The 13657-nt window shown below is 58.2% G+C and carries 21 protein-coding genes; 18 read left to right on the forward strand and 3 right to left on the reverse strand.

Annotated elements, in window-relative coordinates:
- The first annotated feature begins 26 nt into the window (after positions 1 to 26).
- The 17 genes from HBO09_RS22125 to HBO09_RS22205 all read left to right on the forward strand — a co-directional run bounded on the left by HBO09_RS22125 (position 27) and on the right by HBO09_RS22205 (position 11546).
- Positions 27 to 311, forward strand: coding sequence for a hypothetical protein (locus HBO09_RS22125; protein ID WP_169998778.1), 285 nt, complete (start codon positions 27 to 29; stop codon positions 309 to 311).
- A gap of 106 nt (positions 312 to 417) precedes the next feature.
- Positions 418 to 1146, forward strand: coding sequence for a hypothetical protein (locus HBO09_RS22130; protein ID WP_169998781.1), 729 nt, complete (start codon positions 418 to 420; stop codon positions 1144 to 1146).
- Positions 1147 to 1158: 12 nt separating this feature from the next.
- Positions 1159 to 2124: a major capsid protein gene (locus HBO09_RS22135; protein ID WP_070996033.1), complete on the forward strand. Its 966-nt coding sequence runs from the start codon at positions 1159 to 1161 to the stop codon at positions 2122 to 2124.
- Positions 2125 to 2171: 47 nt separating this feature from the next.
- Positions 2172 to 2756 (forward strand): hypothetical protein, encoded by a 585-nt coding sequence (locus HBO09_RS22140; RefSeq protein ID WP_169998783.1) that lies wholly within the window; start codon positions 2172 to 2174, stop codon positions 2754 to 2756.
- Positions 2757 to 2815: 59 nt separating this feature from the next.
- Positions 2816 to 3319, forward strand: a complete 504-nt coding sequence (locus HBO09_RS22145) for a DnaT-like ssDNA-binding protein (RefSeq protein WP_169998786.1) — start codon at positions 2816 to 2818, stop codon at positions 3317 to 3319.
- A 40-nt stretch (positions 3320 to 3359) separates the two neighbouring features.
- Entirely contained in the window at positions 3360 to 3584 is a 225-nt protein-coding gene (locus HBO09_RS22150; protein ID WP_169998788.1) for a hypothetical protein, read from the forward strand.
- Positions 3585 to 3632: 48 nt separating this feature from the next.
- Positions 3633 to 4001: a hypothetical protein gene (locus HBO09_RS22155; RefSeq protein ID WP_169998790.1), complete on the forward strand. Its 369-nt coding sequence runs from the start codon at positions 3633 to 3635 to the stop codon at positions 3999 to 4001.
- Positions 3998 to 4594 carry a hypothetical protein gene (locus tag HBO09_RS22160; protein ID WP_169998792.1) on the forward strand — a complete coding sequence of 199 codons (597 nt, stop codon included), beginning with the start codon at positions 3998 to 4000 and terminating at the stop codon, positions 4592 to 4594. Before HBO09_RS22155 ends, HBO09_RS22160 begins: the two co-directional genes overlap by 4 nt.
- A complete protein-coding gene (locus HBO09_RS22165) occupies positions 4591 to 5019 on the forward strand; it encodes a phage tail terminator-like protein (protein WP_169998794.1) in 429 nt (142 codons plus the stop codon). The genes HBO09_RS22160 and HBO09_RS22165 overlap by 4 nt, the downstream gene beginning before the upstream one ends.
- A 39-nt stretch (positions 5020 to 5058) precedes the next feature.
- Complete coding sequence (locus HBO09_RS22170; protein WP_169391027.1) at positions 5059 to 5718, forward strand: phage tail protein; 660 nt, start codon at positions 5059 to 5061, stop codon at positions 5716 to 5718.
- Positions 5719 to 5727: 9 nt separating this feature from the next.
- Positions 5728 to 6108, forward strand: coding sequence for a phage tail assembly chaperone (locus HBO09_RS22175; RefSeq protein ID WP_169998796.1), 381 nt, complete (start codon positions 5728 to 5730; stop codon positions 6106 to 6108).
- A 17-nt stretch (positions 6109 to 6125) separates the two neighbouring features.
- A complete protein-coding gene (locus HBO09_RS22180) occupies positions 6126 to 6431 on the forward strand; it encodes a DUF1799 domain-containing protein (RefSeq protein ID WP_133714842.1) in 306 nt (101 codons plus the stop codon).
- A 27-nt stretch (positions 6432 to 6458) separates the two neighbouring features.
- Positions 6459 to 9500: a phage tail tape measure protein gene (locus HBO09_RS22185; RefSeq protein ID WP_169998798.1), complete on the forward strand. Its 3042-nt coding sequence runs from the start codon at positions 6459 to 6461 to the stop codon at positions 9498 to 9500.
- Positions 9500 to 9838, forward strand: a complete 339-nt coding sequence (locus HBO09_RS22190; protein ID WP_169998800.1) for a phage tail protein — start codon at positions 9500 to 9502, stop codon at positions 9836 to 9838. The genes HBO09_RS22185 and HBO09_RS22190 overlap by 1 nt, the downstream gene beginning before the upstream one ends.
- Before the next feature lie 11 nt (positions 9839 to 9849).
- Complete coding sequence (locus tag HBO09_RS22195) at positions 9850 to 10602, forward strand: phage minor tail protein L (protein ID WP_169998802.1); 753 nt, start codon at positions 9850 to 9852, stop codon at positions 10600 to 10602.
- 2 nt (positions 10603 to 10604) lie between these two features.
- On the forward strand, positions 10605 to 11369 hold the full coding sequence (locus HBO09_RS22200; protein ID WP_169998804.1) for a C40 family peptidase: 765 nt from the start codon (positions 10605 to 10607) through the stop codon (positions 11367 to 11369).
- A gap of 24 nt (positions 11370 to 11393) precedes the next feature.
- Positions 11394 to 11546 carry a hypothetical protein gene (locus HBO09_RS22205; protein WP_169998806.1) on the forward strand — a complete coding sequence of 51 codons (153 nt, stop codon included), beginning with the start codon at positions 11394 to 11396 and terminating at the stop codon, positions 11544 to 11546.
- Here HBO09_RS22205 and HBO09_RS22210 read toward each other — a convergent pair.
- Positions 11524 to 11790, reverse strand: a complete 267-nt coding sequence (locus HBO09_RS22210) for a hypothetical protein (protein ID WP_169998807.1) — start codon at positions 11788 to 11790, stop codon at positions 11524 to 11526. The genes HBO09_RS22205 and HBO09_RS22210 overlap by 23 nt on opposite strands.
- 80 nt (positions 11791 to 11870) lie before the next feature.
- A complete protein-coding gene (locus HBO09_RS22215) occupies positions 11871 to 12173 on the reverse strand; it encodes a hypothetical protein (RefSeq protein WP_169998809.1) in 303 nt (100 codons plus the stop codon).
- Positions 12174 to 12337: 164 nt separating this feature from the next.
- Between HBO09_RS22215 and HBO09_RS22220 the strand changes: the two genes are divergently transcribed.
- The gene (locus HBO09_RS22220) at positions 12338 to 12946 is read left to right on the forward strand and encodes a DUF6338 family protein (protein ID WP_169998811.1); all 609 of its coding nucleotides are present in this window, start codon (positions 12338 to 12340) and stop codon (positions 12944 to 12946) included.
- 297 nt (positions 12947 to 13243) lie between these two features.
- Here HBO09_RS22220 and HBO09_RS22225 read toward each other — a convergent pair whose 3' ends face one another.
- Positions 13244 to 13651, reverse strand: coding sequence for a hypothetical protein (locus tag HBO09_RS22225; RefSeq protein WP_169998813.1), 408 nt, complete (start codon positions 13649 to 13651; stop codon positions 13244 to 13246).
- Between the last annotated feature and the right edge of the window lie 6 nt (positions 13652 to 13657).

A 13657-nucleotide genomic window follows, 5' to 3' on the forward strand; every position in this document is an offset into this window, starting at 1 on the left:
ATATCAGTGTCACAAGGAAGCGAAGTATGACCGAGCACTATCACTATCCTGAAAAGCTGGAGCCTGTGCAGGTGAATCTTGACCAGCAAACAGATGAGCAGCTTCAGAAAAACTATGCTCAAACCATGTACAACACCTATGAATTGAGCGACGACCAGCTTCGAGAGCTCCATAGCGCTGGAGTTGGAACGGGTAGCCCTTTCGATGGTAACTGGGTTCCAGCGCGGGTAGTCCATATCAACGGTGAAGTGGTTATTCACCTCAAGCCCTGCGGCACTACGACCTACACAGTATTACCCTTCACCAGATAGGTTTTGCCAGAGCTACTTATCAACTCTGAACATCTTTAAGCCCAGCCAATGCTGGGCTTTTTTGTGCCTGCAAAGCGGGCCAACCAAACCCAAGGGGTGCATCAACGTGGCAGAAGAAAACGAAATCGACCTGGAGAACCCGGCAATCAAGGCCGCTATCGCGACTGCCGTTGAAGCATCTGTTTCCGGTTTGAAAACCAAGAACTCGGAACTGCTGGGCAAGCTGAAGGAAACCTCCGGCAAGCTGACCCAGTTCGAAACCCAGTTTGAAGGCATCGACATCGACGCCGTCAAAGGCCTGCTCAGTCGTGCCGGCCAGGACGAAGAAACCAAGCTGCTGACCGAGGGCAAGGTGGACGAGGTCTTTAACCGCCGCACTGAGCGCCTGCGCGGTGACTACGACAAGCAGTTGAAGGCCATCAGTGAGCGCGCCGAGAAGGCCGAATCCTTCGCCGCCAAATTCCAGGGCAAAGTCCTGGGCGACTCGGTACGCGGCGCAGCACTGAAAGCCGGCGCTCTACCTGAAGCAACCGACGACATCATCCTGCGCGCCAAAGGCGTGTTCACCCTTAACGAAGATGGCGATGCGGTCGCCGTTGATGAATCCGGCCAGGTCATCCTCGGTAAAGACGGCAAGACCCCTCTGACTCCGCTCGAATGGGCGGAATCTCTGCGTGAAAGCGCACCTCACCTGTGGCCAAGGGCTTCAGGGACATTTGCCCCGGGCGGGGGTGGCGGCAAGGCTGCATTCAAGCGCTCCGAAATGACCTCCGAGCAGAAGCGCGACTTCCAGCGCAAGCACGGCCAAACCGCATATCTGCAATTGCCCAAGTAAGGGGATTTACCCATGGCTACAACCGTTAACAGCGACCTGATCATCTACAACGATGAGGCGCAGACCGCATACCTGGAGCGAGTCCAGGACAACCTGGATGTGTTCAACGCATCCTCCAATGGCGCGATGGTGCTCGACAACGAGCTGATCGAAGGTGACTTCCGCAAGCGCGCCCTCTACAAGCTGAATGGCTCGCTGGAACATCGCGACGTCAACTCCGAAGGCAAGGTAACTGCCAAGAAGATCAGCGCCGGGGAAGCTGTCGGCGTCAAGGCTCCCTGGAAGTACGGCCCGTACCAGACCACCGAAGAGGCGTTCAAGCGCCGCGGTCGTCCGGTCGAGGAGTTCTCCCAGATCGTTGGTGCCGACGTTGCTGACGCGACCCTGGAGGGCTTCATCCAGTACGCAACGGCTGGTCTGCGTGCCGCTATTGGCTCTAACGCTGACATGGTGGTCTCGGCCAACATCGAAACCGACGGCAAGAAGACCCTGACTCGCGGCATGCGCAAGTTCGGCGACAAGTTCGGCCGGATCGCCCTGTGGGTCATGCACTCCAGCGCTTACTTCGACATTGTCGATGAAGCGATCACCAACAAGATCTACGAAGAAGCTGGCGTTGTGATCTACGGCGGTCTGCCTGGCACCCTGGGCAAGCCTGTATTGGTAACCGACACCGCGCCGGCGGATGTCATCTTCGGCCTGTTGCCGAATGCCGTAACCATCACCGAGTCGCAGGCCCCGGGCTTCCGTTCGTACGAAGTTAACGACGAAGAGAACCTGAGCATTGGCTACCGCGCGGAGGGCACCGTGAACATCGACGTGCTGGGTTATAGCTGGAAAGCCACCACTGGCGGTTCCAACCCAACCCTGGCCGCTGTCGGCTCCGCTGCAAACTGGGTCAAGCACGCGGGCAGCAACAAGGTCACCGCCGGCGTGATGATCAAGCTCACTGCGACGCCTCCTGCCTCTGGCGGCTAAGTCTCATACTCAACGCGCGGTCAGCGATGGCCGCCTTGGAGAAATACATGGAATTGACTTACAGCAACCAACTCTCCGGCTTCGACCCGGAGAAGCGTTACCGCAACCCGGAACACTTCGACAAGCCAGAAGCGGGAGTGACCAGTGTGCTGGTAATCGGCCATTGGCCGAGCGTTGTTGATGCGTACGAAGCGGCCGGTATTGATGTGTCGGTGAAGGAGGCCAAGCGGGTGCAGATTGTTGGCGCCGCCAATCAGGTCGAACTGGAAAAAATCATCGCGACTTTGCGTGCTGAGCATGGATCGATCCAGATCCTAGTTGACGCTCTGGAAGCTGGCGAGATTCACCGTCCCGAGTCGGGCGAGCTGGCGCTACGCTTGTTCGAAGTGCTGGGCACCATCCATGTCTCAGTTGGCGAACTGACCGCCGAGCGTGACGGCCTGCTTCTTACTGTCGACGGGCTGCGTGATGAGGTTGAAGCGCTGAAGGAGGCCGCCATCACGCCGCCGGCTGGAGAGGCTGGTGAAATCGCGTCGCTGAAAGCAAAGCTCGATGAGGCGCAGGTTCCGTACCGGGCCAACGCTTCTAAAGAATCCCTGGAAAAGCTCGTCGCTGAGCTGACCAAGGAGTAATACTGCTGGCTGTCGGTTACCTGGCGGCCACTCTTCAAACCATTCCAGCGAGTTAACGCATGACACTGATCATCGAGGACGGCACCGGCAAGCCTGACGCCGAAAGTTACGCGAGCGCCGAGGATCTGGCCCGGTATGCCGTGAAATTCGGCACGGTCATTCCAGCAGGTGTTCCTGAGCAGGAAGCGTTGCTGCGCCGGGCCGCTTTGGCTATGGATGGAATGACCTGGAAGGGCCGCAAGACCAGCAGCGAGCAGGGGCTGGCCTGGCCGCGCCAGGAGGTGCGGTTGGATTATGAGATCAAGCCGAACAACTACCTTCCGGCGAGGATCCAGTACGGGCAGATGGCCCTGGCTGCTGAGATCTATCAGGACGATATCGACCCGGTGGAAAAACGCAAAGGCGCGGTGCTGCTGGATCGTGTCGAAGGTGCGGTAACCCGGCAGTATGCGGCTATCCCGTCCACCAGCAACCGGCTGCTGCCGGCAGCGCCGGATCGGCCGAGCGCCACTCAGTTTGCTGATTACCTCCAGAAAAGGGGGCTGTTTGCTGTGCGGGCATAATCGGGCGTAGGCTTGCGACTCCATCAAAAAGGAAGTCGATATGGCAGAGCATCAGATAGTTAGAAAACACCCGAATCAGGATGAAAAAGACGCTTGGGATGCTTATGCCAGCGCTGCTCTTTCCTCGCTTGTTGCTATAGGAAGCGAGCCAAATAAACTGGCGGCTTCAAAGGCCGCACAGTTCGCTACCTTGCTACTCAACGAGCGGAGAGAGTTGTTCCCTGAGAAAAAGGCGACGGCTCGAAGCGTGCCTCTCAAGCTTTAACTCAAACTGCCCAGCCACCGCGCTGGGCTTTTAACATCTGGAGCCACCATGGCCTTCTACGACGAAATGGCCGTGATGGCTCTGGAGATGATCACAGAGTTCGGCCAACCTGTAACCATCAGCAAGACGGAGCCGGGCGAGTACGACCCAGAGACTGGCGGCGAGTCGCCAGGTGCGACCGTCGAGCAAACCGCCCAGGGCATCCTCATCGACTTTACCGGCCTCGAATTTCAAAACAACAGCCTCATCCGGCAGGGCGACAAGAAGCTCAAGATCGCCGCGAAGGGCTTGGCCTGGGTGCCCGGCCTGCTCGACAAGGTGGTCGCCCAAGGCCGCACCTGGTCAATCGTCCCTCCGCTGAAAGAGGTCAACCCTGCTGGCACTCCGATCCTGTATGAACTGCAGGTACGGTCGTGAGCCGGGCCGGCGCCGGACAATCCGGCAGCTTCGCCTTAAGCCTGGCCGAGTTCGCCGCCCAAGCCGGTGAAGCCATCGACGCCAGCGTGCGTGAGATCATCATCGAAGTCGGCAGCAGCCTGATCCGCATGTCTCCTGTGGGCAACCCGGAGATCTGGGCACAGAACGCCGTAGCGACCCAGTACAACAAGGCTGTCGACGAGCACAACAGCGCTCTGCGCAGCGATCCGACCAACCTCACGAAAGGTGGCAGGCTCAAGAAGGGCCGCAAGCTACACGACGGCATGGATGTTATCGCCCCAGAAGGCTATGTCGGCGGCCGGTTCCGGGCGAACTGGCACATCTCGCTCGGCGTGGTCGAAAACGTCACATTTGACGAGGTAGACCCCAGCGGCGCCGAAACCACTGCCGCGCTCGTCGCGGCAATGAGCGACTTCACCGCCGGCCAGATGGCCTACATTATCAACAACTTGCCCTATTCGATCCCGCTGGAGTTCGGCCATTCGACCCAGGCCCCTGGCGGCATGGTCCGGGTAACCGTGGCTCGCTTTCAGCAGATCGTGGTGGAGGCCATAAGGAACAACCAGGTATGAGTCACGCACGCGCCCGTCAGGCCATCGAAACGAAGCTGGCCGTATGGGCGGCTGCGCGCCCGATACGAGTGGCCTACGCAAACCAGCCTTTTACACCAAGCACCTCTGAAACGTACCTGCGAGCCTACCAGCTGCCGGCCAGCACCACCTGCCGCTATCTCGGCGGGGAGGCTTACGAGTACGCCGGTGTTTATCAGGTCAGCATCGTCTGCCCCTCTGCGCAGGCCATGGCCACCGCCGAGACGCTAATCGATGAGTTGACGCGGCTGTTTCGCGTCGACACAGCTCTGACCCGCAATGGGTTCGAAGGCTTGATCACCGAGCCTGTAGATCAGGGGCCAACCATCACAGAGTCGGCGACCTACACGGTCCCGGCCAGCTTCACCTATCTGGGTGTCGCAGACCAACCGCCCGCTGGGGCATAACCTACCGCCGCCAGGCGGGCACTCAAGAGGAAATACACCATGGCCGCACGCTTCCCGCTGCCGAACGGCGCTGTGCTGGAGATCGCCAGCGTTATGGGCTCCGCAGTCGCCTTCACCACATTGACCAATGCAAAATCGCCAGTCGCTGCGTCTGTAGGGCACAGCATTGAAAACGGCGACGTCCTGCTGATCAACTCTGGTTGGGCGCTGATCAACGACCGCGCAGTAAAGGCTTCCGGCATTACTGCTGATGCTTTCGCTCTGGCCGGCCTCAACACCACCAATACCGACAAGTACACCGTGGGCGCAGGTGCTGGCTCAGTGATCCCGGTATCCGGCTGGACGCAGATCTCCAAGGTCACGTCTTTCACATCTTCCGGCGGCGAGCAGCAGTATCAAACTGTCGGCTACCTGGAGGATGACGACGACAAGCAGTTTCCAACCAACCGCAACCCCACGACGATTACCATCGTTGTAGAGGACCAGCCAACGGCCCAGTACGTCGAAACTGTTGAAGGTTATGACGATACCAAGGAGTTGGCGGTGGTCCGCATGAAGCTGCGGAACGGCGATCAAATTCTCTACCCGGGCTATGTGAGCATCACTCCCGACCCGACGATGGAGCGCAACAACGTGATGACGCGCACTATCAGCATCGGGCTTTCTGCTCGTTCGCTTCGCTACTTGGCTGGCGCATAAGGACTTCCCATGGCAAAGATCAGGATCGCCCAGAGCCCAACATTCAAGGCATTCGTGCTGATCCCAATTGTTGGAGAGGAGCCCGAAAAAATCGAGTTCACCTTCAAGTATCGGGATCGCCCGGGACTTGCCGCCCTATTCGATGAATGGAGCGCAAAGGGGAGGGAGATGCGCGAGAGCTTCGGTGAGGCGACCACATTGTCCGATGTCGTCGCAGCTGAGACGGAGCTTCAAGTGCAGCAGATCAAGGACCTAGTTGTAGGCTGGGGCTTCGATGACAAGTTCGACGACAAGAGCATCCAGGCCCTTGTTAAGTCCTGTTATGGCACCGCCGAAGCGGTCGTCAGCGCTTATCAGGACGCGTTCAGCCACGCTCGCCTGGGAAACTGATAGCGGCAGCCAAGGCAATGTACGCAAGCGGCCAATCTGCTGAGCAGTTGGCTGCTCTCGGGCTGACGGCTGCCGATCTCGATGAGGAAGATGTTGAGGTCTGGCCTTGCAACTGGCCGGCCTTCCTGCTGTTCAATCGTATGTCTACCCAGTGGCGAGCAGGCGCCGGCGGCGCGATCGGTCTCGACTACAGCTGCATCCGCGACGTGGCCGGGTTCCTCGGCATCAAGAAAAAGAAGCTCGCTGAAATCTTCCCTGACCTTCAAGTCCTGGAAGGCGAAGCCCTGCGCGTCATGGCGGAGGAAAGGGAAAACAGCCCGTAACCACGGGCACTTATTCAAGGTGAGTCGATGAACATTGCAGAACTCGGCGTCAAGATCGACTCGGCCGATGCGATCCAGGCAAAAACGAGCCTGGATGAAATGGCGAAGGCCGGCGGCCGGGCCGAGCAGTCCGCCGTTTCGCTGATGAACGAAATGCAGGCGCTGGAGAAATCGCTTTCCACCAGTGCCAAGACCACACAGGACCTGGCAAAGCAGCGTGATGCGCTCGCCAAACTCACCAAGACCGGCGCCTATGGCGAGGCAGAGGCGGCGAAGATCTCCGCGCAGCTCGACAAGCAGCAGGTGGCTCTGGCCAAGTCTGCCTTGGATGAGCAGAAGGCCCTGAACAGCCTTCTGGGTGCCATCGACCCGGCCCGCGCTGCTCTGGCGAAGCTGGATACCCAGGTCGAGCAACTTGGCAAGCACTTCGACGAGGGGCGTATCAGCCAGGATCAGTACAACAGTGCCCTGGGCAAGATCGACAAGGACTACGCCAAGCTCGAAAAGACCGCCACGGGATTCGACAAGCTGCGCCTCGGCACCCGTCAGGCGCAGGAAAACGTTGTGCAGCTGGGTAATGCGCTGTCCTCTGGCGACTGGGGTAGCGGCGTACGCGCCGTGGCTCAGTTGGGCGCGGGCGCCGGGGCGGGTGCTGCGGGGCTGCTTGCCATTCTGGGGCCGCTGGCCCTGGCCACAGCAGCCGTTGGCGGCCTAGCTGTTGCCTACTACAAAGGTAGCGAGGAGCAGGACCGCTACAACAAATCACTGATCCTCACCGGTAACTACGCCGGCATCAGTGCTGGGCAGCTTGGCGATATGGCCCGGCAGGTGAGTGCCACTGTCGGCACGACCGGGCAGGCAGCTGAAGTTTTGGCCCTGCTGGCTGGTAACGGGAAGATCGCCGGCGAGAGTTTTACCGGCATTACCCAGGCCGCCGTTTCAATGCAGGAAGCCACCGGCAAGGCGGTGAGCGAGACGGTCGCCGAATTCTCCAAGCTGGCAGACGACCCGGTGAAGGCCTCTGCTGCACTGAATGAGCAGTATCACTACCTGACGGCCTCGGTTTACTCGCAGATTGCCGCACTGGAAGCGCAGGGGGACCATGCGGGTGCCGTGAAGCTGGCCACCGAGCAGTACGCCGACGCCATCAACGAGAGAACTCCGAAGATTCTGGAGAATTTGAGTTGGTGGGAGAAGGGTTACAACGCGGTGACGCGCGCGGCAGACAATCTCAAGAATATCGGGCGCCCAGATATCGGCGCAGACATCGAGCAAGCTCGGCAGGATCTTGCTCGAGCGCAGGCTGGAGATATAGGCGCCTTCCAAAATAAAGATGCGATGGTCGAGCTGTACACCGACCGACTCAATCTGTTGGAGGACCAGAGGGACGCCCAGGCCGATATCGCTAAGTGGGAAGGTGATCAGGCCAAGGCGCAGCTAGCGTCTCAGCAAGCGATGGTCAAAGTTGATGCGCTGACCAAGTCGACATGGACGAACGAGCAGAAACGAAATGAGGCTCTCAAGGAGTATCGCCAGCAACTTGAGGACATCCGAAAAACAGATCCCAACGATTCTCGCCTCAACCAGTCAGCGATCGACAAAAACATCTCGAACATCAACGCGAAGTTCAAAGACTCGAAAGCTGCAGGTACTCCAGTTGATCTGACCGGTTTCAACGGAACCAAGAACAACCTGGCCGGAATCGTCAACGAGTACAAAAACGCTCAGAAGGAACTGGACGCCGCACAGAAGGCTGGCCTGGTATCGCAGTCGGACTACGCCCTGAAGCGCGAAGCCATGATCGGTAATGAGCGCGATGAGGTGACAGCCGCTTACGAGGCTGAGATCGCCGCGCTGGAGGCCGCCAAGGGCAAGAAGACCACTTCTGTGGCGCAGAGCATCCAGCTGGACCAGAAGATCGCAGACGCGCGAGCAGGGATGGTAAAGGCGCAGAAGGACGCCGACAGCCAGCTCGAGGTGTTGGCTACCAATGAGACCGGGCGCCTGGCCAAGCAGGAGCGGGCAATCAGCTCGTACGTGCAGGCGCTGGGGCAGCAACAGCGAGCCCTGAAGCTTGCCGGCCAGCGTGCGGTGCTCGGCGTTGGCCAGGGAGATCGGCAAAACGCGCTCAACGGGGAGCTGAACAGCCAGCAAGATCGGTTTGCTCAGCAGTCGCTGGATCTGGAAAACCAGCGCTCCGATCCATCGCGCAATATGTCGGACGAAGAGTTCACCCGAAAATCGCAGGCGCTCGCAGATGCGAACAAGAAGGCGACCGATCAGATCCGGCAAAACTACGCGGATGTGGCGGCCGCTCAGGGTGATTGGACGAAGGGCGCGACATCGGCCTGGGAAAACTATCTGGATTCGGCACGGAACGTGGCAGGGCAGACCAAGAGCCTGTTCGGCAACGCGTTCAGCTCGATGGAGGATTCAATCGTCAACTTCGCCATGACCGGGAAGCTCTCGTTTGCTGACTTCACCAAGTCGATTTTGGCGGATATGGCTCGCATCGCGACCCGACAAGCAGCCTCTGGCCTTCTCGGCTCCCTAGTGGGGCTCGGCGTGTCTGCTGCTGGCTCGTACTTTGGCGGCGGCGCCGCGACATCAGCAGGGTCGACAGCGGCCGGGTATAGCCCTGAAGTATTGGCTGGCTGGTCAGGTGTGACCCAGGCAAAAGGTGGCGCCTGGTCCGGCGGCGTTCAGATGTTCGCCGACGGCGGTGCGTTCACCAACTCCATTGTCAGTAAGCCAACGGCCTTCGGTATGGCCAATGGCAAGACCGGAGTCATGGGGGAGGCTGGAGAAGAGGCAATTATGCCTCTGACCAGAACCTCCAGCGGGAAGCTGGGTGTTTTGGCCATGGGCGGCGGCGGTGGAGGCACAACTCAGATCAACGTCGAGGTGCACATCGATGGTGACGGCAACGCGTCGTCCTCTTCTGACGACCTTGGCTACGACCTATTCGGCAAAGAGCTGGCAACGTTCGTCGAGCAGAAGTACCAGGAGCTGCGGACGAAGGACATGCGCCAAGGCGGCGTCATCAACAAAGCAATCAAGGGGCGCTGATGGCAATCGAACGATTTACTTGGGCGACGGAGAAGGGCGCGGAGGGTGATGTGACTCAGCGTGTCCGGACCAAGCAGTTCGCCGATGGTTATGAGCAGTCGGTAGAGGATGGCCTCAACAACCGCTCGCAATCCTGGCCCGTGACCTTCACGGGCTTGAAGGGGCGCATTAAAGAAATCATGGAGTTCCTCGATCGACACAAAGGGGCAAAGGGCTTCCTTTGGGAACCTCCCCTCGGCGAGCTTGGGCTCTACAAGTGCAACGGCTACAAGCCTGTGCACCGCGGCGGCCAGGTCTATGCCATCACCGCCACCTTCCAGCAAACCTTTCACCCCTGAGATAACCGCCCATGGCACTGATCACGGACATCCAGAAACTGGAGCCCGGCGGCGAAATTCGCCTTTTTGAAATTGACGGGACCGAGTACGGCGCGGATTACCTGCGCTTCCACGGGCACGCTATTCCGCATACACCCGAAGAACTGCTGGCCTACGAGCATTCCGACGAGGAGCTCCCGGCCAAGTCGATTTGGTGGCAGGGCAAGGAGTATGCGGCCTGGCCGGTTCAGATTGAGGGTATTTCCTCGAGCAGCGACGGCACCGCCGCTCGGCCGACTTTCGCCGCTGGCAACGTGAATGGGCGGGTCACCGCGCTATGCCTCGCCTTCGAGGACCTGCTCAAGTTCAAGCTGACGGTTCGCGAGACGCTGGCCAAGTACCTGGATGCAGCGAATTTCCCCGAAGGAAACCCAACTGCTGATCCTACTCAGGAAGCGCTGGAGATCTGGTACATCGACCAGAAAACCAGTGAGGACGGTGACGCCGTGGTCTGGGAGCTGTCCTCCCCGGGCGAGATCGATAACCACGGGTTACCTGGGCGGCAGATGACGACTTTTTGCCACTGGGCCATGACGGGGGGATACAGGGGCCCTGACTGTAACTACACGGGGAAAGCGATGTTTGACGACGAGGACAACCCAACGGGCGATCCCGCCAAGGATCAGTGCAAGGGCTGTCTGTCGTCCTGCAAGCTCAGATTCGGCGAAAACGAAGAGCTAAATTTCGGTGGATTTCCCGCTGTGAACTTGATCAGCAGGAGTTGACTATGCATAAGCACATCATTGCGGCCATCCAGGCGCATGCAGAGCAGTGTTATCCCTCAGAGTCGTGCGGTCTGTTGGTGTCCATCGGGCGAAAGCAGAAGTACTTCCCGTGCCGAAACATCGCCACGGAGCCGAATGAAGAATTCCGGCTCGACCCCGAGGACTACGCCGCGGCGGAAGACCTGGGCGAAGTGATCGGCATCGTTCACTCCCACCCGGACGCAACCAGCAGGCCGTCACCTCATGACTTGGCAATGTGCGAGGCCACAGCCTTGCCCTGGCACATCCTGAGTTGGCCTGAGGGCGACCTACGCACGATCACGCCGACCGGTCATACACCATTACTCAATCGTCCGTTCGTACACGGCGCCTGGGACTGTTGGCAGGTCTGCGCTGACTGGTACCAGCGCGAATGGGGTTTGGCGTTTGACACCTTCCAACGCGCCGATGGATGGTGGGAGGGCGCCGACAACACCAGCTTGTACGAGGCGAACTACGAGGAGGCAGGCTTCGTGCGCGTAGACAGCCCTCAGCGCGGCGACATGATCGTTATGCAGGTAGGGCGCACGGTTCACCCGAACCATGCAGGGATCTACCTGGGTGCTGATCCGTCACTACCTCACGAAGAGTCGAGCACCTTCGGGCCTGGGCCGTTCCTGCTGCACCACCTGTATGGCAGGCCGTCAGAGATCATCGTCTTCGGCGGCCCCTGGCATGACCGAACGCGCCTGATCCTCAGGCACAAAGACGTAAAACAACCAACATGACGCGGCATGGCCGCAGGAGAAACTATGAGCGCCAAAGATAAAATCAAAAAGACCGATCTTTCGGATGCTTTAATTCGGTCCGTTAATTTTCAAGCTGGCGTAAGCGGTTGGGAGCTTACGCCAGACGGCTCATTCCGTATTTACGACAAACAGATCAAGCAATGCCGCTCTGCTTGAGCCAATCAACGGCTTGAGTCTGGTCGTTCGCCAGGAAGCGGAGAGGGCGCTCATACGCCTCTTTCGCAACGCCTCCCTGTACAGCAGAAGGGGCTTCGCGGATAAACTTTTCCGCCAAGACTTTCAATGCCTCGTTATTGAAATTCGGTGAAGACTTCAGAGCCAAGGCAATGGCATTCATTGCCATGAATAGCCCAAGCTCAGTTGGCGTCATGGCAACTTCGATATCTGATTGACTGCTCACATTGACCTCCAGGTCATAAACGCGCCGATATTGGCGCAACCCCAGTCCTTGGGCTTACAGGCGTAGGGCTGGGAAATCCTTCACATACACATTGACATTATCGATGTGAGCGCCAGGATGTCTTTCAGTCGCTCGGGAGTAGCTTCCGACTTATTGGTGGGGAGATCCTGGGCCAGTGCCACGGTCAGCGCGTTTAGCCAAGCTCTAGAATTTTGAGAGGCCGGCTGATCTGTCGGTAAGTGCTCATCAGCGATATCCCACTTTTGCGCTGGCCAGTCGATAAGCGAGGCTACGAGGCCGTCTCTCAGAGCCTGGAACTGTGAGTAGGTGTCGTTTGGCGTCTGATTGAGCGCAGCTTTTAACTTCGTCAGGCGATGCGGCATTGCCACTCCTTGGCGATTCGGAAAGGCACAACGCTACTACGCCGACGATCACCCCAGTTACTGGCATTCCATCCACGCTGGATGCCCGGACAGGCGATGTTCCCGCGGGTTTTGCTTTGGCAGGGGTAGGCCGCTATCCTGCCGGCAGACTTGGAGATGTACACATGGAAGAGGTTTCAACACAGGCAGTTACATTGCTGCAGGCTCTTTTGCCTGGCTTCATCACTACGATGATTTTTTATTGGCTGGCACAGGCGCCTAAGCCCAGCCAATTCGAGCGGATCGTCCAAGCGTTGATTTGTAGCGGTATCATCAAGCTGATTGTTGAAGGGCTGATGATGGCTTTTCTCTGGTTAGGACATTGGTGGAGCATTGGAACTTGGTCCGCGACCGTAGAAACAACTTGGTCAATGGGTTTAGCTATTGCAATAGGTTTACTGCTTGCGTGGTGTGCGTTTCATGACACGCTTTACTCATGGGCAAGGAGTAGAGGCCTTACGTCTCGAAGTTCGGCCCTAATAGCAGAATATGAGTTCTCATTTCTGAGGTATCGGGATCGGGCAATTGTTTTGAATTTGCTAGATGGTAGACGGCTGCTCGGTTTTCCGAAAACTTGGCCAAGCGACCCGCTGACAGGGCACTTTTTAATTGAGTCGCCCCATTGGCTCGTCGAGGAAGAGATGAGACCGTGCAGTGGGATTAGCGTTATACTTATAGCCAACAGTGACGTGCAGTGGGTTGAGTTTCTTGATCAGCCAGAGGAGGTCGCATGAAGGATAGGCCGGTTAGACCACCTAGTGTAGTGGGGGGGCAGGTTTCGGAAGAAGGAATGAATATCAATCGGACACCAAGCAGCAGAGTGATTCCGAGACACCCGCCGTCCTTTCCTCCAGCCCCTCCCGACAGGGACCGAGTGGATGACACGGATCGCGATCGTAACCGTTACGGTCGAAGGTGAGTTAATTAGAGCCCAGCCCCGCGCTGGGCTTTTTGCATACGCCCCTCAATGAAGTGAATACCAGGCCAAACTCGCGCTTTCAGTGTGATTCGCCTGAATCGGCGAACATCATTCACAGGATGTTGAAATGGGTTTCATCGTTCAAATCCTCTAGCTTGATCTGCACTCCATTTTCGAAATGAAATGCTATGACGCTTCCGGTGACGGTTGGTGCCATGACGTATCCGCTTAACGCTACGCCCACAACGCCTGCGAGCGCACCAACATCGATATGTGGGCAATTCCAACCTTCTTCCGAATCGCTCCAGGGTTCCGGTGGTGTTGAGGACGATCGCCAGAAGATAATGCCGCAATCAAAATAGGCCCGGTACCGCCGACCACCGAAACTAATGTGACTCACGTTCGCCGGGGCGATCACTTTCCCGTCACAGGCAAATGATTCGCAGATGAAGGAGTCGCATACCAGGCCGAATAGGTCCGGAGGTGTGCCGTTGATTTCCAGCTCAAGAGTTTGAGTCATGTTCCC

It is taken from the genome of Pseudomonas sp. WS 5027, from assembly GCF_012985695.1.
Classification (GTDB): domain Bacteria; phylum Pseudomonadota; class Gammaproteobacteria; order Pseudomonadales; family Pseudomonadaceae; genus Aquipseudomonas; species Aquipseudomonas hygromyciniae.

Coding starts and splice junctions, on each gene's coding strand:
- HBO09_RS22220 (WP_169998811.1), top strand. CDS start 12,338: ATGGAAGAGGTTTCAACACAGGCAGTTACATTGCTGCAGGCTCTTTTG.
- HBO09_RS22135 (WP_070996033.1), top strand. CDS start 1,159: ATGGCTACAACCGTTAACAGCGACCTGATCATCTACAACGATGAGGCG.
- HBO09_RS22190 (WP_169998800.1), top strand. CDS start 9,500: ATGGCAATCGAACGATTTACTTGGGCGACGGAGAAGGGCGCGGAGGGT.
- HBO09_RS22225 (WP_169998813.1), bottom strand. CDS start 13,651: ATGACTCAAACTCTTGAGCTGGAAATCAACGGCACACCTCCGGACCTA.
- HBO09_RS22205 (WP_169998806.1), top strand. CDS start 11,394: ATGAGCGCCAAAGATAAAATCAAAAAGACCGATCTTTCGGATGCTTTA.
- HBO09_RS22125 (WP_169998778.1), top strand. CDS start 27: ATGACCGAGCACTATCACTATCCTGAAAAGCTGGAGCCTGTGCAGGTG.
- HBO09_RS22195 (WP_169998802.1), top strand. CDS start 9,850: ATGGCACTGATCACGGACATCCAGAAACTGGAGCCCGGCGGCGAAATT.
- HBO09_RS22180 (WP_133714842.1), top strand. CDS start 6,126: ATGTACGCAAGCGGCCAATCTGCTGAGCAGTTGGCTGCTCTCGGGCTG.
- HBO09_RS22185 (WP_169998798.1), top strand. CDS start 6,459: ATGAACATTGCAGAACTCGGCGTCAAGATCGACTCGGCCGATGCGATC.
- HBO09_RS22175 (WP_169998796.1), top strand. CDS start 5,728: ATGGCAAAGATCAGGATCGCCCAGAGCCCAACATTCAAGGCATTCGTG.
- HBO09_RS22165 (WP_169998794.1), top strand. CDS start 4,591: ATGAGTCACGCACGCGCCCGTCAGGCCATCGAAACGAAGCTGGCCGTA.
- HBO09_RS22200 (WP_169998804.1), top strand. CDS start 10,605: ATGCATAAGCACATCATTGCGGCCATCCAGGCGCATGCAGAGCAGTGT.
- HBO09_RS22215 (WP_169998809.1), bottom strand. CDS start 12,173: ATGCCGCATCGCCTGACGAAGTTAAAAGCTGCGCTCAATCAGACGCCA.
- HBO09_RS22145 (WP_169998786.1), top strand. CDS start 2,816: ATGACACTGATCATCGAGGACGGCACCGGCAAGCCTGACGCCGAAAGT.
- HBO09_RS22170 (WP_169391027.1), top strand. CDS start 5,059: ATGGCCGCACGCTTCCCGCTGCCGAACGGCGCTGTGCTGGAGATCGCC.
- HBO09_RS22140 (WP_169998783.1), top strand. CDS start 2,172: ATGGAATTGACTTACAGCAACCAACTCTCCGGCTTCGACCCGGAGAAG.
- HBO09_RS22155 (WP_169998790.1), top strand. CDS start 3,633: ATGGCCTTCTACGACGAAATGGCCGTGATGGCTCTGGAGATGATCACA.
- HBO09_RS22150 (WP_169998788.1), top strand. CDS start 3,360: ATGGCAGAGCATCAGATAGTTAGAAAACACCCGAATCAGGATGAAAAA.